The sequence below is a fragment of the Novosphingobium jiangmenense genome (assembly GCF_015694345.1).
GTDB classification, from domain to species: domain Bacteria; phylum Pseudomonadota; class Alphaproteobacteria; order Sphingomonadales; family Sphingomonadaceae; genus Novosphingobium; species Novosphingobium jiangmenense.
The window spans coordinates 71,545-89,839 of sequence record NZ_JADQDC010000002.1 but is presented as its reverse complement, the minus strand read 5'-3'; the positions used below and the strand labels follow the sequence as shown (position 1 = coordinate 89,839).

Genomic DNA, 18,295 nt, shown 5'->3' with positions numbered 1-18,295 from the left:
GCGCGGCAATGCCAAGGGCAAGCGCATGACGCATCAGGTCCATATCATCGGCGGCGGCATGGCCGGAAGCGAAGCGGCGTGGCAACTGGCACGTCGCGGCATCCATGTGCGCCTGTCGGAAATGCGCGGCAGCGGCGATACCACCCCCGCCCATAACGGCGATGGCCTTGCCGAACTGGTCTGCTCCAATTCGTTCCGTTCGGACGATGACGAGAAGAATGCGGTGGGCCTCCTCCACCACGAGATGCGCAAGTGCGACAGCCTGCTGATGGCAGCGGCCGCGAAGGCGCGCGTTCCCGCAGGGTCCGCCCTGGCGGTGGATCGCGACGTGTTCTCGGCAGAGGTCGAAGCCGCCCTGCGCGCCCAGCCCACGCTGCAAATCGTGCGCGAGAGGGTCGACGTGCTGCCGACCGATGGCCTGACCATCGTCGCCACCGGGCCGCTGACCGCTCCGCTGCTGGCCGAGAGCATCGGCAAGGCGACCGGGGCGGACAGCCTCGCCTTCTTCGATGCGATCGCCCCGATCGTCTATCGCGACTCCATCGACATGGACGTCGCGTGGATGGCCTCGCGCTGGGACAAGGGCGCGGAAGCCTCGCTGGCGCTGGGCGGCGACGGGCGCGACTACATCAACTGCCCGATGACGCGGGACCAGTACCTCGCCTTTCGCGAGGAGTTGCTGGCCGGCGAGAAGACCGAGTTCAAGGAATGGGAGGCCAATACCCCCTATTTCGACGGCTGCATGCCGATCGAGGTCATGGCCGCGCGCGGCGAAGAGACCTTGCGCTTCGGCCCGATGAAGCCGGTCGGCCTCGACAACCCGCACTGGGCCACGGCAGAGCATCCCAACGGGCGCTGGCCCTATGCCGTGGTGCAATTGCGGCAGGACAACAAGCTCGGCACCTTGTGGAACATGGTCGGCTTCCAGACCAAGCTGAAGCATGCCGAACAGGTCCGCGTCTTCCGCACCATACCGGGGCTCGAGAACGCCGAATTCGCCCGGCTCGGCGGCTTGCACCGCAACACCTTCCTCAATTCGCCGACGCTGCTTGACCGTCAGTTGCGGCTGAAGGCGGCACCGCACATCCGCTTTGCCGGACAGATCACCGGTTGCGAAGGCTATGTCGAAAGCGGCTCGGTGGGCCTCCTCGCCGGGCTAATGGCGGCAGCGCAGATCACCGGCCGTGACTGGACACCGCCGCCCCGCACCACCGCCTTGGGCGCGCTGCTGGCGCACATCACCGGCGATGCCGATGCGGAGAGCTTTCAGCCGATGAACGTCAACTTCGGCTTGTTCCCGCCGCTGCCCGAGGTGAAGAAGAAGGTCCGCAAGGAGGCCTATACCGAACGCGCGAAGGCAGACTTCACGAGCTGGGCCTCCACCCTGCCCTGAGCGCTACTTGCACGAGCACTTCTGCTTGGCCTTGGGCTTGTCCTTGGGCCGGGTCGTCGCGAATTCCTCCCGCGTCAGGTACAGGTCGCCGTTGCCGTCGGCCGCCTTGAACTTGTCGACCGTGGCAAAGGCCCACTCCTCGAACGTCAGCAGGTTGTTGCCGTCCTTGTCGAGCTTGCGGAAGGCCTTTGCCCGCTGGCTAAGCATCTCGGTGCGGCTGATGCGGTTGTCGCGGTCCTTGTCTACAAGGTTGAAGCGGCGGGTCTCCTTGCCCACCACGGTCGCCTCGGGCGGGGCGACGCCGACCAGTCCGTCGACATCCGCCGTCGGCAGTTCTTCGGGCTCATCGGTGGCGGCTTCATCCAGGGCGAGCGGTGGCGCAGCCCCGTTGATCGTCGCCGCCCTGCCCTGCCACCAGAAAATGCCCGCCGCGCAGAGCATCAGCGCTGCCAGTCCTCCCAGCAAACCACGAACCATCGCACCTGTCCTTCCGTCCCTGCCGGTGTAGTGCGGCAGCGCGGCGAGGTGCAGCGGCAGATGCTGCCGGTTTGGCAGGAAATCAGAAGCCGAGCAGCCCGGCCCGGATCACTGCGAGCATGTCCGCCACCGGCCTCGAGCCGCCTTCGCGGTCGACACTACGCTGCATGGCGGCAAGGACGGCGAGCGGACGCATCGGCCGGGGCACCGCGCCTGCCCGCCGATGGTCACCCCGGCTACCGGCCAGAAACTCGGCAGTTGCACGAACCGCACTGGTATCGCGAACGCCAAGGACCTCGGCCAGTGCCACGTAAGCCGAGACCTGCGCGGAGACGAACTCCTCGCAATCGGCGCGGCCATCATCTTCGGCGAGGACGCTGGCTTCCCAACCGTCGACGAGTTCGACCAGCCTGCCATGTTCGCCGTCCCAAGCCTTGAGCGCAGAGAGCACCGGCTCGCTGACCGGCCAGGCATCGCCCTGCTCGTTCAGCCGGTCCCGCCACCATGACAGGCGCAGCTGCACCATCAGTGGTTCACGTCCGGGACGCGCTGTTTCGGCAAGTTTCTGCTGAAACATGAACAGAGCCAGCCATGCGGGCCGCGCCCGCGCCGGGGCATAGGCCAAGGCAATCCGGCGGGCGGGATCAAGGTTTTCCGCGGCTCCCGATGGTAACTCCGACATTAACAACGAACTTTCGCAATTCCCGTAATATTTAACGGGCCGTCAACCACATGGCTTCAAGATGAACTTACCACGACAAATTATTGAACGAGTCGCGGGGATCGGCATCGGCAACCGCCGACAGGGTGAACAGACGGTAGCAGCATGCTCTCAGCATTTCGACCACTCTCGAGGCTACGCGACTTGTGCAAGCGCCTTGCCCGCCACACCGGCGGCAACGCAACCTTGCTGCTTGCGCTTGGCATGCCGGCCTTCATCGGCGGCGCCGGCTTCGCGGTCGATACCGCACAATGGTACATGTGGAAGCGCGAGTTGCAGTTCGCGGTCGATCAGGCGGCGCTGGCCGGCGCCTGGGCCCGCACGCAAAGCGCCACCCGCGCCAACTATTCGGCCCGCGCGCTGCAGGAATTCAACGCCAATATCTCGACGGTGGCGGACATCACCGTGGCCACCCCGACCGTCACGCTCTCGAGCTATGCGGGCGGCAGCAACAACAGCGTCTCGGTCAGCGCGGCTGTTCGCGATACGCTGCCGTTCTCAAGCTTCCTGACCGGCAAGGGCACCACTGTCACCGCCTCTGCGCAGGCTGCTTTCACAGCAGGCACCTCGTTCACCTCTTGCCTGCTGGCGCTGGACGAGGATGAAAGCGGCGCGGTCACCATCGGCGGCACCTCGGTGCTCAAGGCCAAGTGCGGCATTGCCGCCCTTTCCACGTCGGAGTCATCGATTCTCGTCAACGGCACACCCGATATCGACGCGGGTTGGGTGCTTTCCCGCGGCGGCATCGACGACTGGTTCAACCTGCATACCGATGACGAGGTCCATGATTACCTCGAAGGCCTGTTCGATCCTTACGCCAATGTCTCACCGCCCAACCCCGTGGAGAGCCAGACAGCGCGCAGCTACTATTGCGTGAAAGGAACGACCACCACCCGCGCGGACCGGAGCAAGAAGACTACGGTCACCTACACGTACTGGAAGGGCGCCACCTGGCAGACTGCCACCACCCAGGTCACCGGCGTCAGGAACTCCAACAAGGATTACACGACGACAAGCACCGAAAGCTACGTGATCGTCGATAACACCACTGTCGCGGGCACTACCTACACGACGACCACCACCTGGACGCAGACCAACAACGGCTCGGGCAACAACACTGTCTGGGAAAAGATGGAGACCGTGGTCGCCACTACGCTGTCCAACCTCAGCAAGACGAGCACCGCGGATCTGGCATCGGCACAGCCCGGCACCTACACCGGCGGCATCAAGGTGTCCTGCGCGACCACCTTCGCCCCCGGCGTCTACATCATCGACGGCGGCGGCGTGGAGGTCAGCGGGCAGTATGCGGTTGTCGGCAGCGGCGTGATGTTCGTGCTGAAGAACGGAGCCTACATCAAGATCAACGGCGGTTCGAACATCAACCTCACGGCCATCCAGGCCTCCGAACTGGTCGCGCGCGGCGTATCGCAGACCGATGCCAATGCGCTGGCCGGGATGCTGGTGTTCGAGGACCGCAGTTCTACCGGCACCAGCCGCAGCCTGATCAACGGCGATGCCTACACCGTCCTCAACGGCACGATCTATCTGCCGAACAGCGCCATGGACTTCACCGGCACCGCCACGGTCACCAGCCAGTGCCTGATGATCGCCGCCAACACGATCACCATCACCGGCACGGCGAACATGTCCACATTCTGTCCTCCCGGCATGACCGAAGACACCATCGTCGCCAGGGAAGTCAGCAAGGTGAAGCTGGTCGTATGATCGCCGCTTCCGCTCTCCTTGCTCGGCTGCTGAGGGATCGTGGCGGCGCCATGGCCGTGGAGACGGCCATAATCGCGCCAATCATGGTCCTGTTCAGCCTTGGCGCCTACCAGGTTAGCACGCTCGTGGCTCGGCAGAGCGAGCTGCAGAGCGCGATGACGGTGGCGGAATCGATCGCACTGGCCACCGATCCCGATACGACCGACGATCTGACCACGCTCAAGAACGTCGTTTCGACCACCACTGGCCTCGACGCCAGCAAGGTGGCCGTTGCCGCAGCGTACCGCTGCAATTCGTCGGGGTCCTATGTCGCGCTGGAAAGCACCTGCGCGACGGGCGACAACGTTTCCCGCTACGTGCAGGTCACGCTGACCGACAACTACGTGCCGATCTGGACGGAATTCGGGGTCGGCTCGACGATTGCGCTGCGGGTCAATCGCTACATCCTTTACGGGCAGAGGACCAAGGCATGACCGGCGGGCACGTTCGTGGCCTGATCTGCCGAGTGCTGCGGCAGAAGGACGGTTCGGTGGTAACCGAGTTCGCCTTGCTCGCGCCTACCGTCATGGCGCTCATGCTGGGCGTGTTCCAGATCGGCATCGGCATGCAGAACTACAATGCGATGCGCTCGATTGCGTCGGATGTGGTCCGCTATGCGACCGTCAATTACCAGACCGGCAACGAACTCACCAACGACCAGATCCGCTATTATTTGCGCTCGATCGCGATCAAGAACCCTTATGGCCTCGAAAGCTCACGCCTCGCCATAAGCGTCACCAGCATCGCAACGCCTCGGGTGACCGGCACAATCGAAAAGCGGGTCAGCATGACCTATAGCGTGCCCACTGTACTGGCGTTCATCGGGGTCGATGAATTCCCGATCACCTATGCGCAACCCCTGTTCCTGATGCCCAAGACCTGAGCAAGACCGTTCTTCGGATTGCCGAGTATAACAGCCTTGTCCGGACGGCGCTGAATGTATCAGAACCATATCGGGGCGATGACATAAGTGAATTTTTCACGATAATCCTTTTCCAAGATATTAGGGGTTTTCGCGTAGGTAGGCACTCATGTCTTCCGGTGCGGATCAAGAATACGGCAGTTCGCTGAAGCACACGCGATTGCGTCGCGCCGTGAACTGCCTCTGCCTGCTTGCCAGAGACAATTCCGGCAATGCCCTGGTGATCCTCGCTTTCTCGCTTTTGCCACTGCTTGCGCTGGTCGGATCGAGCATCGACATGGGGCGGGCATACCTTGTCGAATCCCGCCTGCAGCAGGCGTGTGACGCAGGCGTACTGGGAGCGCGAAAGGAACTCGGCGCGATTGCCGGCTTCGATCCGGACGTCGATGGCGCGACGGTCGTCGAAAAAGGCACGCGTTTCTTCAACGCCAACTTTGCCGACGGCATCTACAATTCGGTCGATCGCACTTTCACCATGACGCTGGAGGACGACCAGTCGGTCGGCGGCGTGGCCTCGGTGATCCTCCCCACCGACATCATGCAGATCTTCGGCAAGGACGAGATAAACATCTCGGTCAGCTGCCGCGCCGAGCTTTCCGTGCCGAACACCGACATCGTGATGGCGCTCGACGTGACCGGTTCGATGGCAGAGAGCAATCCCGATGACACTGCGCCCAAGATCTTGGTGCTCAAGTCGGTGGTCAAAGGCTTCTTCGCGACGATGGAAGCCACGCGCCAACCGCAGAGCCGCATTCGCTACGGCTTCGTCCCATACTCCACCAACGTCAATGTCGGCGCTTTGCTCAAGGATGAATGGGTCGTCCCGCAGTGGAGCTATCCCTCGAGGACCCTCACCGGCACGAGCGGCAGCGGCGGGCTTTACGGATACTACAGTGCGGTATCGCCGGTCTCGGGCACCTATTTCACGGCAAACTCCACCTTCGAGGCAACGCTCTCGAACGGAAGCTATACCTGCGCAAGGCCGGCGAATACGCTGACAACATCGACCCAGCTGGTGTCGACAACGACGGCGGCAGTCACCAATCCGGATGGCACCCGGACAACCTATACCTACAACCGCACGCGCAACGGGGACACCTACTCGGTAAGCCTCTCAGGCTCGACCTGCACGCTGTCGACCACGACCTATGCAAGCTACGTCGACACGTACAAGTACATCACCGAGCCTTCCCTGGCGAGCGGAAGCACCTGGCTCTACAAGGATGTCGTGCGCGATACGAGCGACTGGCGCACCGCTTCGAACGGCTGCATCGAGGAGCGCTCGACCTACGAAATCGACGACTACGACAATGTCGATCTGACCCGCGCCCTCGATCTCGACATCGACCGGGTGCCGACCGCCGGCGAACCCGACACGCAGTGGCGACCGATGTATCCCGGGATCATCTACGAGCGGGCACGGCTGTGGAATGGAACGGGCAACTTCACCACGGCGGAAGTCTCGACCAATAGCGAATTCCTTTCGCCAGGCGTCGCCGGGTTTGCCGCCTGCCCGACTGCCGCGCGCAAGCTTCAGGTCTGGAACCAGACCGATTACGACGCCTATGTCGACGGACTGGTCGCTGCTGGAAGCACCTATCATGATATCGGCATGATCTGGGCGGCCCGCCTGCTCACCCCGAACGGCCTGTTCGCCAGCGAGAACGCCGACGTATCTTCGCGCCAGAGGACAAGTCGGCACCTGATCTTCCTGACCGACGGGCAGACCTCCTCGCTCGACATCAGCTACAGTTCCTATGGCGTGGAACCGATCTCGCAGCGGCGCTGGAGTCCGACCTCCTCGCGCACGCTGACCCAGACGATCGAAAACCGCTTTTCCTTCGTTTGCGAGGAAGTGAAGAAGCGCAACGTGACCGTGTGGTTCGTGGCCTTCGGCACCGACCTCAATCCGATCATGACCGAGTGTGCAGGAAGCGGGCACTACTTCAGCGCGAAGAACGCGACCGAACTGCAGGACGCATTCCGCAAGATCGCACGCTCCATCGGCGACCTGAGGCTGGCGCAATGACCCGCAAGCTGCCCCGGTCCATCCGGTCCGATCGCGAAGGCGCTACCGCCGTAGAATTCGCGCTGGTTTCACCGATCCTGATCCTTGTCCTCATGGGGCTCTTCGACATGGGCTTCACCGTCTATGCCAACACCATGCTCCAAGGCGCCCTGCAGCGCGCGGCGCGGAGTTCCACGGTCGAAGGCGCTGGCGACAACCTTTCCACCATCGACGACGCCGTCAGGATCGAGGTTCATCGCGTCGTTCCGGATGCGGCAATCGCGTTCACGCGCAAGTCCTATGCGAACTTCACCGACATCGGCGTCGCCGAGGATTTCACCGATGCGAACGGCAACGGCGCATGCGATGCGGGAGAACCCTACGAGGACGCCAACGGCAACGGGACCTGGGACCGCGACCGTGGCAGCGTCGGCCTTGGCGGCGCGCGCGATGCGGTACTCTACACTGCGACCATGACCTACCGCCGCAAGTTCCCGATGGCCTCACTGATCGGGATGCGGGACACGGTTACCAACAGCGCCAGCACGGTGCTGCGCAACCAGCCCTATGATGCGCAGAAGAGCAAGGCGCGCCTGGGGAACTGCGCATGAGCCGGTGGCGAAACCTGCTGGCTCGCCTGCGCGGGAACGCATCGGGCGTCGCGGCGGTGGAACTGGCGCTCGGCGCCCCGCTCGTGCTGACGCTCGGGCTGTGGGGTGCGGAACTGGGCAACCTTGCCATAACGCACATGCGTGTCAGCCAGCTGGCGATGCAGCTTGCGGACAACGGCTCGCGCATCGGCGACGTGTCGATGCTCGAAAACCTGAAGATCTACGAGAGCGACATCAACGACCTGCTGATGGGTGCCAATGTCCAGTCCGGCAAGCTCGACCTGTTCAAGCACGGCCGCGTCATCATCAGCAGCCTAGAGGTGGTGCCCGGCACGGAAGGTACGCAGTACATTCACTGGCAGCGCTGCAAGGGCAAACGCGCTTTCCAGTCCAGCTATGGCGGCGAAGGCGCGGGACTTGACGGATCGCTTTCAGGTATGGGCCCGGCGGGCGAGGAAGTGAGTGCGACCGAAGACGACGCCGTGATCTTCGTCGAGATCGAGTACGCCTATCAGCCGATCGTCAGCGCACGCTTCGTGCCGGACACGGTCATCAGCACGACCGCGACTTTCAACGTCCGCGGCGATCGCGATCTTTCCCAGATCTACCAGCGCAATGCCGCCACGCCCGATCCGGTCGCAAGCTGCAACGTCTACGACGATTTCGCGTGATCGATGAAGAAAGGGCGCCGGAATGCACCGACGCCCTTCCCTGATTGCAGATGCGCGATGCAGGTCAGCGATAGCAGACCTTGCGCACCGCAGCGACGATCTTGCCGGCATCGATCAGCGCGAGCTTCTCGAGGTTGGCAGCGTAAGGGAGCGGCACGTCCTCGTCGCACACGCGCAGGACCGGGGCGTCGAGGTGATCGAAGCCCTCTTCCATGCAGATGGCGATGATTTCCGACGCGATCGAGCAGACCGGGAAGCCTTCCTCGGCCACGACCATGCGGTTGGTCTTGGCGAGCGAGGCCAGCACGGTTTCCTTGTCGAGCGGACGCAGCGTGCGCAGATCGATCACTTCGGCGTCAATGCCTTCGGCCGCAAGCTGCTCGGCGGCTTCGAGCGCGAAGCCGACGCCGATCGAGTAGGACACGATCGTCACGTCCTTGCCCGGACGGACGATGCGCGCCTTGCCGATCGGCAGAACGAAATCGTCGATCTGCGGCACGTCGAAGGTGCGGCCGTAGACCAGCTCGTTCTCGAGGAAGACGACCGGGTCCTCGCTGCGGATCGCGGCGCGGAGCAGGCCCTTGGCATCGGCGCTGTCGTAAGGCGCGATGACGACGAGGCCGGGAACGCTGGCGTACCACGGACCATAGTTCTGCGAGTGCTGCGCACCAACGCGGCTGGCGGCGCCGTTGGGACCACGGAACACGATCGGGCAGCGCATCTGGCCGCCGGACATGTAGTTGGTCTTGGCGGCCGAGTTGATGATGTGGTCAATCGCCTGCATGGCGAAGTTGAACGTCATGAACTCGATGACCGGACGCAGGCCACCCATGGCCGCGCCCGCACCGATGCCGGCAAAACCGTACTCGGTGATTGGCGTATCGATCACGCGCTGCGGACCGAACTCTTCGAGCAGGCCCTGGGTCACCTTGTAGGCGCCCTGGTACTCGGCCACTTCCTCGCCCATCACGAAGACGCGATCGTCAGAGCGCATTTCCTCCGCCATGGCATCGCGCAGAGCTTCGCGCACCGTGGTCGGGACCATGGTCGTGCCGGCGGGAAGTTCGGGATCGGCGGCGGGCTTGGCATCGCTCTTCGGAGCGATCGCAGCGGCGGCCTTGGCCTTGGCGTCCTGACCGGCAGGTGCCTCGCTCTCGGCGGCCTTCTGTTCGACGGCAGGAGCAGCAGCGGCGGGAGCCGGTGCGGCGGCATCGTCATCACCCTTGATCGTGGCGATCACGGTGCCGACTTTCACCCCTTCGGTACCTTCGGCCACGAGGATTTCGCCGATCGTGCCTTCGTCGATCGCTTCGAATTCCATCGTTGCCTTGTCGGTCTCGATCTCGGCGAGGATATCGCCGGACTTCACTTCGTCGCCGGCCTTGACCAGCCACTTGGCAAGCGTGCCCTCCTCCATCGTCGGGGAGAGCGCGGGCATCTTCAGTTCGATGGCCATCTCAATAGGTCTCCACCAGTACGTCGGTATAAAGCTCGGCCACATCGGGCTCGGGCGATGTCTCGGCGAAGTCTGCCGATTCGGCGACGACCTGGCGAATGCGCTTGTCGATTTCCTTGATCTTGTCCTCGGTCACGCCGCGCTTGAGCAGTTCCGCCTTGGCACCTTCGATCGGATCGTGGTTGTCGCGCATTTCCTGCACTTCCTCGCGGCTGCGATACTTTGCAGGGTCCGACATCGAATGGCCGCGATAGCGATAGGTCTTGAGCTCCATCAGCACCGGACCGTTGCCGGCGCGGACATATTCGAGCGCAACTTCGGCAGCCTGGCGGACTTCCAGCACGTCCATGCCGTTCACGTCCATGCCGGGAATGCGGAACGCGGTGCCGCGGCGGTAGAAGTGCGTCTCGGCCGAGCCGCGCTTCACGGCGGTGCCCATGGCGTAGCCGTTGTTCTCGACCACGAAGATGATCGGCAGCTTCCACAACGCGGCCATGTTGAAGGTTTCGTAGACCTGGCCCTGATTCGAAGCGCCATCGCCGAAGTAGGCCATGCACACGCCGCCATCGTTGCGGTACTTGTGCGCGAACGCCAGACCCGCGCCGAGGGGCACCTGCGCGCCGACGATGCCGTGACCGCCGTAGAACTTGTGGTCGGTGCTGAACATGTGCATCGAACCGCCCTTGCCGCGCGAGATGCCCGCGCCGCGTCCGGTCAATTCGGCCATGATCACCTTGGGATCGATGCCGTAGGCGAGCATGTGGCCATGATCGCGATAGCCGGTAATGACGCTGTCGTGCCCTTCCTTCAGCGCCGACTGCAGACCGACGGCAACGGCCTCCTGGCCGATGTAGAGGTGGCAGAAGCCGCCAATCAGGCCGAGACCGTAAAGCTGGCCGGCCTTTTCCTCGAAGCGGCGAATCAGCACCATCTGCTCGTAGAACTTGAGCAGTTCCTCGTCGCTCGCGTCATAGCGCTTGTTGTTCGCGTGCGCCTGCTGAAGGCTGCGCAAGGCAAAGGCCGCTTCTTCGGCAACGTCGGAAGCGATGATCGGCTCGGCTGCGGCAGCGGGCTTCGCGGCGCGCCTCGCAGCAGGTTTTGCGGCAGATGCAGTGGCTCTGGGCCTCGGGGACTTTGCCAAGTCTGGGTTTCCTCTTCTGGCAGCCTCGGGTTCCGTAGGGTCCGGAACACCGGAAAAGCCTATACCCTAGCTTGCGACGTTCGCAACGTCGTTCGGACGAAACGAACCTTTGACGGATACCTATGCAAATGCAGGGAACCAATCCGGTTTCCGCTTCGCGGTCGCAGCAGGGATTGTGGAAGTGCAAACGAAAAAGGCCCGCGCGGCGGCGGGCCTCTTCTTCATTCTGTTGATGGCGCACCCGGAACGATTCGAACGTCCGACCCTCAGATTCGTAGTCTGATGCTCTATCCAGCTGAGCTACGGGTGCTCACCAACAAATGCGGAACGCACCTGGGTGCGATTCCTTTCCCGAATCACTCCCCGAAGGAAGTGGCGCACCCGGAACGATTCGAACGTCCGACCCTCAGATTCGTAGTCTGATGCTCTATCCAGCTGAGCTACGGGTGCTTGGGAGACGCGCCTTTAGGAGGCTGTTTCAGCTTTGGCAACCCCTTCAAGCAAAGGAATGATCGCACGAGCCAGAGGAACGTCGAGAGGGGGCATGGGCAACGCCAGCATCTGTTGTGCGTCAACCCAGAGAACCGCCGATCCGGGCTCCAGTGCGACCGCTACGCCCGACCACTCGCGGGCACCATACAGAAGGAGGACGATCGATCGTCCGCCCGGTGAAGCAACCTGATTTGCAAAGGAAATCGGAAAAAGCGCCGAAGCCTTCACGGTCAACCCGAGCTCCTCGTCGATTTCTCTTACAATCGCCTGCTCGCACGATTCGCCGGCTTCCACTTTGCCGCCGGGGAACTCCCACAACCCGCCATGCTGCTTGTCTGCGGGACGTTGCTGCACAAGCACCCTGCCCTTGGCATCGATCAGGGCCAAGGCAACCACGACCATGACTGTCGAGAAACTTTCCATGCGTGCCGGCCCCGTCAACCTTTTCTTAGGAATGCGATCGTAGACCAACCTACGCCGCAATCGTTGGGAAAGAAAATGAAGACCCTTCTTCGAAAGATCTTCCGCAATGATCGCGGTGCTACAGCCATCGAATACGGCTTGCTGATCTCTCTGGTCGGTCTTGCCGCAACGTTCGGCATGAAGAACTTCAGCGAAGCGATGTACAACATGTACGTCACTGTCAATGAAAACACCCAAGAGAAGACCAACGGCTGATTAACCAGTCCTTAGGTTTTGATCAGTAAGACTACGAATGCTCGCTCCGGGGACAAAAATGGAGCGGGACGGGAAGAACGAAGCAAATCAACTCTAGGAGACCGACATGAAGCTTTTCCGTGACCTGCTCGCCAACAACGAAGGTGCAACCGCGATCGAATACGGCCTGATCGCTGCTCTCGTTGCTGTTGCTGCCATCGGCGCCATGACCTCGCTGGGCACCTCGCTGGGCAACACCTTCAACAACGTTTCCGGCGAAATGGATTCGGCCAGCCCGACCGCCTAATAGCGGCAGCTGACCGGCTTTTCAGCCGATCTAAAAGGAAGAGGCGGTCGCGATGCGGTCGCCTCTTTCATTTGTGCGCTTGGCGCAGGAGCGAGCTGCCCCTGCGCCATGGCAGCTTCAGTATACTACAAGCTTGACCTTCTGGCCCGGGACAAGCCGGCTGTTGGCGTTGAGCGCATTGAGGACCAGGAAGCGCTGCAACGGCTGATCGGTATAGGCCATGCGCTTTGCCAGCGACGCCACGGTGTCGCCCGACTTTACAGTCACCACCGAAAGCTTGCGCGGCTTGACTGCCGCAGCTTCTGTCGCGCTGATCCGCCGGATCGAGCGGAACATGGCATCGAACTGCGAAGCCTGCCCTGCCTGGCTGATCGTCGAGAAGTGATAGGCCTGCTGCGGGCCGAACTCGTAGGCGAACACCACGACATCGACCTGTCCGTTGCCGCTGTTCACGCGCGCCGCGCCATACATGGCGGGAATGCCGTTGACAGTGGTCCGCTCGATCGTTGTCGGTGCAAGTTGTTGCTGGCTCGAAAGGCCAGCGAACACGGAACGGACGTAGCTTTCGAGATTGCCGCTGTAGGTGGCAGTAGAGAACTCGCCCTTGCCGCTCTGCCCCGAGATCGAGACTGCGCGCGTCCCGTTCACCAGATAGAACCCGTCGGGCGCACGGAAGGCGAGTCGCAATGCCGGATGCACGAAGCTTGCACCGTCGACGATGCCTTGGGCGGGATCGTCGCCGTACGTCAGTCCGTTGATGCCAGCGAGGAACGTATCGCGATTCGTCTTTCCGGTTGCCGAACCCGCCCGCGACAGCGCAGCGCGGACGCGCGAAGCCGGATCCGGGTGCGTGCTGGCCCATTCGGGCACCTGATTCGTCGTGCCCTTCACGCTGGCGTCGAGCGCATTCTGATTCGCCAGGCTCTGCAGCACGGTCGACATGGCGCGCGGATCATATCCCGCGCGCTGCAGGTAGGTGATGCCGAGGTTGTCGGCTTCGGTTTCCTGTCCGCGCGAATACTTCAGCGTCAGCAGCTGGCTTCCGGTCGAAAAAATCTGCTGCCCGATCTGCCCGAGCGCGCCGTTTCCAAGCAATGCGCCAGAGAGAATTGTGCCGAGGGCACCAAGCAGCGAATTGCGCGTGGCCGCGCTGTGGCGCTTGGCCGCGTGACGTGCCGCAACGTGGCCGACTTCGTGGCCGAGAACGCCGGCAAGCTCGGCCTCGTTATTCATCAGGGCCGCCAGCTGGCGCGTGACGTAAACGTAGCCGCCGGGAATGGCGAAAGCATTGTTCACCGGCGAATTGAGCAGGGTCACGGTGAAATCGCCACGGGCGTTGCTCAGGCCCGATTGCACGGCGATGTTCTTGCCGACCGTCTCGACATAGGTAGCCTGAGGCCCGGTCAGTGCGCCACCGAACTCCTGCAGCAGCTGCGGATGCGCTTCGGAGCCCTGCTTCTTGTCAGCGGCGCTGATCGTCTGGACCGTGCCCTGCGCGGTAGCGGGACTGCCGGTCTGGCTGACGCAGGCGGGAAGCGCCGACATGGCCAGGACCGAAACGGTCAGGAACGTCGCGCGCGAACGGCGGGCAAAAGGCATCGTGATCTCCCCAAGACAGCGATCTGGCAGCCATGCGCAGCGCGCCGGCTCCGCCAGGGAACTGGTCCAACAACCGTCTTGTCGCAAATCCGGTTCCCGAGCGCCAGACGGCGCGGGCCATCATGCACCGATGCGGAGGAAACGTTCTGCCCGGAGATTGCGCAGTTCATCGGCGGGGCGACCGGACAGGGCATCAAGCTCCTCGCCAATCGCCTTGCCCAGAGCGGCACAGGTCGCCGCGGGATCGCGGTGGGCACCGCCCACCGGTTCGCGCACGATGCGGTCGATCACGCCCAAGGCCAGCAGGTCCTGTGCCGTAACCTTCATCGCCTCGGCAGCGTCAGCCGCCTTCTCTGCCGTGCGCCAGAGGATCGAGGCGCAGCCTTCGGGCGAAATGACCGAATAGACGGCATGTTCGAGCATCAGTACCCGCTCGGCACTGGCAAGGGCCACGGCGCCGCCGGAACCGCCCTCACCCACGATCGTCGCGACCATGGGTACGCCCAAGGCAAGGCAGGCCTCTGTCGAGCGTGCAATCGCCTCGGCCTGACCGCGCTCTTCGGCCTCGACGCCCGGAAAGGCACCGGAGGTGTCGACCAGCGTCACCACCGGCAGCCCGAATCGGCTGGCCATTTCCATCAGGCGGATGGCCTTGCGATAGCCCTCGGGCTTGCCCATGCCGAAGTTGTGGCGGATGCGGCTTTGCGTGTCGTTGCCCTTCTCGTGACCGATCAGCATCACGCGCCGACCGTCGAGCCTGGCGAAGCCGCCCACGATGGCCTGATCTTCGCCATAGAGGCGGTCGCCACCCAAGGGCATGAAATCCGTGAAGATCTTCTCCACGTAGTCCTTGAAATGCGGACGCGACGGGTGGCGCGCGACCTGCGTCTTCTGCCAGGGCGTCAGCGCCTTGTAGGTGCTGGCGAGCAGTTCGGCCGACTTGTTCTCGAGCCTGCGGATCTCGGACGAGATGTCGATGTCTCCGCCCTGCGCCGTCTGGCGCAGTTCGGCGATGCGGGCTTCCAGCGCGGCGACCGGCTTCTCGAATTCAAGGTAGGAAATCATGGCCATTCCGCTAGGCGCGAGCGCCGATTTGGTCAACTGCGCGCAAGCGGATGGCGCTCGTTGACCAGCGCGACGAGCCTCGCGGAATCGACGTGCGTATAGATTTGCGTGGTCGCGATGTCGGCATGGCCAAGCAGCGTCTGCAACACGCGCAGATCTGCGCCGCCTTCGAGAAGATGCGTGGCGAAGGCGTGGCGCAATACGTGCGGGCTGACTTTTTCCGGATCCAGCCCGGCACGCAACGCGAGGTCGCGCAGCAGCTGGAACAGGCGCACCCGTGACAGGTATCCGCCACGCGGGCTGGGAAAGACGAAGCGCCCGCCCTTCCCGCGCATGACCAGCCAGTCCGCCAGCGCCTTCACCGCTCGCCCCGAAACCGGGACCATCCGCTGCACGCCGCCCTTGCCGGTGATCGTCAGGAACGGAGCATCGCGCGGCACTGCCGCCAGCGGCAGTGACATCAATTCAGTCGCGCGCAGGCCCGAACCATAGAGCAGTTCGAGCAGCGCCAGCATCCGCACCCCTTCGGGCGTGCCCTCTGCAGCATCGGCTTCTGCCTGTCGGAAGAGCGCGCCGACCTGATCGTGGTCGAGCAATCGGGGCAATGGTCGCCTTGCGCGCGGACGGGGCAAGGCTGCCGAAGGATCGTCGTCTCTCACCCCTTCGTCGACGAGAAAGCCGTAGAACTGACGCAGTGCAGACGACTTTCGCGCCAGCGAGGACGGGGCAAGATCGGCGAAAACTCCCGCCAGACGGGCTATGTCTTCGCGCGTGGCAGCGGCCAGCGGGCCGATTGCTTCCGCCGCGCCCATGAGATCGCGCCGGTATGCCGCCAGAGTATTGGCAGCGGCGCCGCGCTGCGCCGCGAGCATCGCCAGAAAGTCCTCGACTGCCGGTTCGGCCTTCGCCTTGCCTTCCGCAGCGCTCACCTTCAGACGCGCGCGACGGCTTCGGCGGCAATCATCCGCGCTTCGGCATCAAGCCCGACGCGGTGAAGCGCCAAGACGATGTGGTACAGGTGCAGCGGGGTCATACGGGTCCAGTTGTCCCCTTGCATCCCGAAAGCCGCAAGCAGGGCGACCAGCGCCTGGTTGTTCGAAGCCGCTGCCTGATCAATGGCGCGGGTCCAGCGCGTCTGGCGATTGAAGTCCACTTCGAGCTTGCCGGCAAAATCGCGTGCCGCGGCAGGATCGACCCGCTCCAGCCCCATCATGCCCGCCAGCAGGAAGCGCGAGCGCAGCGAATCAGTCGAATCGTCGTTGTCGGCAAAGGCATTGAGGCCTTCTGCGCCGGTCCGTGCAGCCCGCCCGGGGTTGGCGAGTACCAGCAATCCCCAAGCCTCGCTGCCAACCGGGCAGAAGCGTGCCCACTTGATCGCATTCCGATCGAGGCCGGCGGTGAGCATCGAGGAAATCAGCGGGGCCGCGCTGTCGGCAAGTTCCTCGGCCGGGAGTATTCTCGCCGATGCGTGCGATGTCAGCACGAGACCTGCATAGGCGCGGTCGGGGTCGTTGCCGTCGCCCCACAAGGTCCGGATGGCATCGAGCCGATCGCCCTCGGCCGGCGCGACGTAGGCCGTGCGCAGCGTTTCGGCGCGTCGTGACCAATCGTCTTCGGCGCTTGCTGCGGCTTCCTCGTCGCGCAAGGCGTAGAGTTGCGAATAGAGGTCGATCATCGCCGTGGACGACAATGCCCCCCTCGCCGCGGCAACGTCGGCAGCGGCTGCGCGCGAGGCCAGCGGCAGCATCGGCGCGCGTGCTGCCAGCAAGGCATAAGGCGCCCCGGCCTTGGCCCGCAGCGCCTCCGGCGGTTCAAGCCCTGTCGCCAGTGACAGGCCGATGCTCCACGGCGTCAGGGCCTCAACGTCATCCCATTCGATCTTGACCGCCCGCCGCGCATTGGTTGCGGCGCCAGCAAACTTCTGGGCGAGGAGAATATCGATCTTGCTGCCCGTGCCACGGCGCAAGGCCTTGTCGAGCGTCGCCATCGCGCTCGAACCTTCGTCGGCAAACGAAGAGCAGATCGCGCGGGAAAGCTCCCAGTCCCAGCCCGGTCGGCCCGCTGCGGTAAGCGCGGTGATCGGGCACAGGCCCACCGGATCGGCGGTGGCAAGGAAACTCGCCATCGCCGCGTCTTCCAACCCGCGCGTGAAATTGCCGCTGTCGACCGATTGCACCATCGCGCGCGCGGCATCAGCTTCGCCCATGCGCAGCAGCAACTGCGCCCGGATCGCCGCCCAGTCCGCACCGTTCATGCCGACCGGCGTCGCCAGCCTGCTAGCGAGCGCGCGCCGGACGAGGATGTGGCCCCAACGCGAGACGAACCGCCCGCGCATCTTCGTGATCACGCCTTCGACGAACGGGCCATTGAGATAATGCGTCGATACCGCAGGAAAGCCGCCATCGCGCTGGTCGATCACGCCGACAACGTCGAGACTGCGCCGTCCGGCAGGCGGAATGTCGGACTTTGGCCGCGCGGAATCGATCAGCTTGGCCAGCAGCGCGGGATCGATCGAATCCAGCAAGGCCTGATCGCTGATGCCGCCGCCGCCAACACTGGTGACAGGAGCCGCATCGGGGATTGGCTGAACCACTGGCGAAGACGTGGCTGCAGGGGTAGCCGCCTGCGTCGCAGCCGGTCGCGCAACAGCGGGCGCGGCACTTCGCGCAGGCGCTGGCGCATTGCTGCGCTGCGGAGCCGGCCTGGACTGGGCGGGCGGATTGTCAAACCCCGGAGGGAGCAGCGATTCCTGTGCCAGCAGGACACCGGACAGCGAAGCCAGCGCGGCCGCTCCACAAAGCCAGATAGCCCGCTTCACTTCGCAGCGCCCCCATTGGGATTGGCTTCAACCGGCTGTTCGATCCATTCCATCGGCTGCGTTCCACCCCTGATCCAGATCACAACCAGCAAGGCCACCGCCACAATCGCTGCTCCCGTGACCACGGCAATCCTCTTCATGCAACCACCCGGTACCAGATCACCAACCCACCGCACGACCTTTGCGGTTCAGG

General features: G+C 63.6%; 19 protein-coding genes and 2 tRNA genes. 9 read left to right on the top strand and 12 right to left on the bottom strand.

Annotated elements, in window-relative coordinates; genetic code table 11:
* The first annotated feature begins 25 nt into the window (after positions 1 to 25).
* A complete protein-coding gene (trmFO, locus tag I2488_RS03005) occupies positions 26 to 1,393 on the top strand; it encodes a methylenetetrahydrofolate--tRNA-(uracil(54)-C(5))-methyltransferase (FADH(2)-oxidizing) TrmFO (RefSeq protein ID WP_196274345.1) in 1,368 nt (455 codons plus the stop codon).
* Positions 1,394 to 1,396: 3 nt separating this feature from the next.
* Here the strand turns inward: trmFO and I2488_RS03000 are convergent, their stop codons facing one another.
* Together I2488_RS03000 and I2488_RS02995 are read right to left on the bottom strand one after the other, a co-directional pair.
* Entirely contained in the window at positions 1,397 to 1,870 is a 474-nt protein-coding gene (locus tag I2488_RS03000) for an EF-hand domain-containing protein (protein ID WP_196274344.1), read from the bottom strand.
* An 82-nt stretch (positions 1,871 to 1,952) separates the two neighbouring features.
* Complete coding sequence (locus I2488_RS02995; RefSeq protein WP_196274343.1) at positions 1,953 to 2,396, bottom strand: hypothetical protein; 444 nt, start codon at positions 2,394 to 2,396, stop codon at positions 1,953 to 1,955.
* Between the two features lie 339 nt (positions 2,397 to 2,735).
* Between I2488_RS02995 and I2488_RS02990 the strand changes: the two genes are divergently transcribed.
* From I2488_RS02990 to I2488_RS02965, 6 genes are all read left to right on the top strand, one after another.
* Positions 2,736 to 4,316: a pilus assembly protein TadG-related protein gene (locus I2488_RS02990; protein WP_196274342.1), complete on the top strand. Its 1,581-nt coding sequence runs from the start codon at positions 2,736 to 2,738 to the stop codon at positions 4,314 to 4,316.
* 50 nt (positions 4,317 to 4,366) lie between these two features.
* Positions 4,367 to 4,789, top strand: a complete 423-nt coding sequence (locus I2488_RS02985) for a TadE/TadG family type IV pilus assembly protein (RefSeq protein ID WP_214652185.1) — start codon at positions 4,367 to 4,369, stop codon at positions 4,787 to 4,789.
* Positions 4,786 to 5,238 (top strand): TadE/TadG family type IV pilus assembly protein, encoded by a 453-nt coding sequence (locus I2488_RS02980; RefSeq protein WP_196274340.1) that lies wholly within the window; start codon positions 4,786 to 4,788, stop codon positions 5,236 to 5,238. Before I2488_RS02985 ends, I2488_RS02980 begins: the two co-directional genes overlap by 4 nt.
* A 259-nt stretch (positions 5,239 to 5,497) precedes the next feature.
* On the top strand, positions 5,498 to 7,306 hold the full coding sequence (locus I2488_RS02975; RefSeq protein ID WP_196274339.1) for a pilus assembly protein TadG-related protein: 1,809 nt from the start codon (positions 5,498 to 5,500) through the stop codon (positions 7,304 to 7,306).
* Complete coding sequence (locus I2488_RS02970; protein WP_196274338.1) at positions 7,303 to 7,896, top strand: TadE/TadG family type IV pilus assembly protein; 594 nt, start codon at positions 7,303 to 7,305, stop codon at positions 7,894 to 7,896. The genes I2488_RS02975 and I2488_RS02970 overlap by 4 nt, the downstream gene beginning before the upstream one ends.
* The gene (locus tag I2488_RS02965; RefSeq protein ID WP_196274337.1) at positions 7,893 to 8,567 is read left to right on the top strand and encodes a TadE/TadG family type IV pilus assembly protein; all 675 of its coding nucleotides are present in this window, start codon (positions 7,893 to 7,895) and stop codon (positions 8,565 to 8,567) included. The genes I2488_RS02970 and I2488_RS02965 overlap by 4 nt, the downstream gene beginning before the upstream one ends.
* A gap of 64 nt (positions 8,568 to 8,631) precedes the next feature.
* Here I2488_RS02965 and I2488_RS02960 read toward each other — a convergent pair whose 3' ends face one another.
* The 5 genes from I2488_RS02960 to I2488_RS02940 all read right to left on the bottom strand — a co-directional run bounded on the left by I2488_RS02960 (position 8,632) and on the right by I2488_RS02940 (position 12,079).
* A complete protein-coding gene (locus I2488_RS02960; protein WP_196274336.1) occupies positions 8,632 to 10,023 on the bottom strand; it encodes a pyruvate dehydrogenase complex E1 component subunit beta in 1,392 nt (463 codons plus the stop codon).
* Position 10,024: 1 nt separating this feature from the next.
* Positions 10,025 to 11,074 (bottom strand): pyruvate dehydrogenase (acetyl-transferring) E1 component subunit alpha, encoded by a 1,050-nt coding sequence (pdhA, locus tag I2488_RS02955; RefSeq protein WP_425492356.1) that lies wholly within the window; start codon positions 11,072 to 11,074, stop codon positions 10,025 to 10,027.
* A gap of 323 nt (positions 11,075 to 11,397) precedes the next feature.
* A tRNA-Arg gene (locus tag I2488_RS02950) sits at positions 11,398 to 11,474 on the bottom strand.
* Positions 11,475 to 11,537: 63 nt separating this feature from the next.
* A tRNA-Arg gene (locus tag I2488_RS02945) sits at positions 11,538 to 11,614 on the bottom strand.
* Positions 11,615 to 11,629: 15 nt separating this feature from the next.
* Positions 11,630 to 12,079: a (deoxy)nucleoside triphosphate pyrophosphohydrolase gene (locus tag I2488_RS02940; RefSeq protein WP_196274334.1), complete on the bottom strand. Its 450-nt coding sequence runs from the start codon at positions 12,077 to 12,079 to the stop codon at positions 11,630 to 11,632.
* Positions 12,080 to 12,154: 75 nt separating this feature from the next.
* Here I2488_RS02940 and I2488_RS02935 point away from each other — a divergent pair, with 75 nt between their 5' ends.
* Both I2488_RS02935 and I2488_RS02930 read left to right on the top strand, forming a co-directional pair.
* Complete coding sequence (locus tag I2488_RS02935; protein ID WP_196274333.1) at positions 12,155 to 12,334, top strand: Flp family type IVb pilin; 180 nt, start codon at positions 12,155 to 12,157, stop codon at positions 12,332 to 12,334.
* A 106-nt stretch (positions 12,335 to 12,440) separates the two neighbouring features.
* Positions 12,441 to 12,620, top strand: a complete 180-nt coding sequence (locus I2488_RS02930) for a Flp family type IVb pilin (protein WP_196274332.1) — start codon at positions 12,441 to 12,443, stop codon at positions 12,618 to 12,620.
* A gap of 117 nt (positions 12,621 to 12,737) precedes the next feature.
* Here the strand turns inward: I2488_RS02930 and I2488_RS02925 are convergent, their stop codons facing one another.
* The 5 genes from I2488_RS02925 to I2488_RS02905 form a co-directional block, all read right to left on the bottom strand.
* Positions 12,738 to 14,219, bottom strand: a complete 1,482-nt coding sequence (locus tag I2488_RS02925; protein ID WP_196274331.1) for a M48 family metalloprotease — start codon at positions 14,217 to 14,219, stop codon at positions 12,738 to 12,740.
* A 120-nt stretch (positions 14,220 to 14,339) separates the two neighbouring features.
* The gene (locus tag I2488_RS02920; RefSeq protein ID WP_196274330.1) at positions 14,340 to 15,284 is read right to left on the bottom strand and encodes an acetyl-CoA carboxylase carboxyltransferase subunit alpha; all 945 of its coding nucleotides are present in this window, start codon (positions 15,282 to 15,284) and stop codon (positions 14,340 to 14,342) included.
* Positions 15,285 to 15,316: 32 nt separating this feature from the next.
* Positions 15,317 to 16,213, bottom strand: coding sequence for a tyrosine recombinase (locus I2488_RS02915; RefSeq protein ID WP_343070972.1), 897 nt, complete (start codon positions 16,211 to 16,213; stop codon positions 15,317 to 15,319).
* 2 nt (positions 16,214 to 16,215) lie between these two features.
* Positions 16,216 to 17,877 (bottom strand): hypothetical protein, encoded by a 1,662-nt coding sequence (locus tag I2488_RS02910; protein WP_343070971.1) that lies wholly within the window; start codon positions 17,875 to 17,877, stop codon positions 16,216 to 16,218.
* Positions 17,878 to 18,098: 221 nt separating this feature from the next.
* Positions 18,099 to 18,242 carry a hypothetical protein gene (locus I2488_RS02905; protein WP_196274328.1) on the bottom strand — a complete coding sequence of 48 codons (144 nt, stop codon included), beginning with the start codon at positions 18,240 to 18,242 and terminating at the stop codon, positions 18,099 to 18,101.
* Positions 18,243 to 18,295 lie beyond the last annotated feature (53 nt).

Bases quoted from the DNA above. Each gene is read 5' to 3' on its own strand.
- trmFO (WP_196274345.1), top strand. From the start codon at position 26: ATGACGCATCAGGTCCATATCATCGGCGGCGGCATGGCCGGAAGCGAA.
- I2488_RS03000 (WP_196274344.1), bottom strand. From the start codon at position 1,870: ATGGTTCGTGGTTTGCTGGGAGGACTGGCAGCGCTGATGCTCTGCGCG.
- I2488_RS02995 (WP_196274343.1), bottom strand. From the start codon at position 2,396: ATGGTGCAGCTGCGCCTGTCATGGTGGCGGGACCGGCTGAACGAGCAG.
- I2488_RS02985 (WP_214652185.1), top strand. From the start codon at position 4,367: ATGGCCGTGGAGACGGCCATAATCGCGCCAATCATGGTCCTGTTCAGC.
- I2488_RS02980 (WP_196274340.1), top strand. From the start codon at position 4,786: ATGACCGGCGGGCACGTTCGTGGCCTGATCTGCCGAGTGCTGCGGCAG.
- I2488_RS02970 (WP_196274338.1), top strand. From the start codon at position 7,303: ATGACCCGCAAGCTGCCCCGGTCCATCCGGTCCGATCGCGAAGGCGCT.
- I2488_RS02965 (WP_196274337.1), top strand. From the start codon at position 7,893: ATGAGCCGGTGGCGAAACCTGCTGGCTCGCCTGCGCGGGAACGCATCG.
- I2488_RS02960 (WP_196274336.1), bottom strand. From the start codon at position 10,023: ATGGCCATCGAACTGAAGATGCCCGCGCTCTCCCCGACGATGGAGGAG.
- I2488_RS02940 (WP_196274334.1), bottom strand. From the start codon at position 12,079: ATGGAAAGTTTCTCGACAGTCATGGTCGTGGTTGCCTTGGCCCTGATC.
- I2488_RS02935 (WP_196274333.1), top strand. From the start codon at position 12,155: ATGAAGACCCTTCTTCGAAAGATCTTCCGCAATGATCGCGGTGCTACA.
- I2488_RS02930 (WP_196274332.1), top strand. From the start codon at position 12,441: ATGAAGCTTTTCCGTGACCTGCTCGCCAACAACGAAGGTGCAACCGCG.
- I2488_RS02925 (WP_196274331.1), bottom strand. From the start codon at position 14,219: ATGCCTTTTGCCCGCCGTTCGCGCGCGACGTTCCTGACCGTTTCGGTC.
- I2488_RS02920 (WP_196274330.1), bottom strand. From the start codon at position 15,284: ATGATTTCCTACCTTGAATTCGAGAAGCCGGTCGCCGCGCTGGAAGCC.
- I2488_RS02905 (WP_196274328.1), bottom strand. From the start codon at position 18,242: ATGAAGAGGATTGCCGTGGTCACGGGAGCAGCGATTGTGGCGGTGGCC.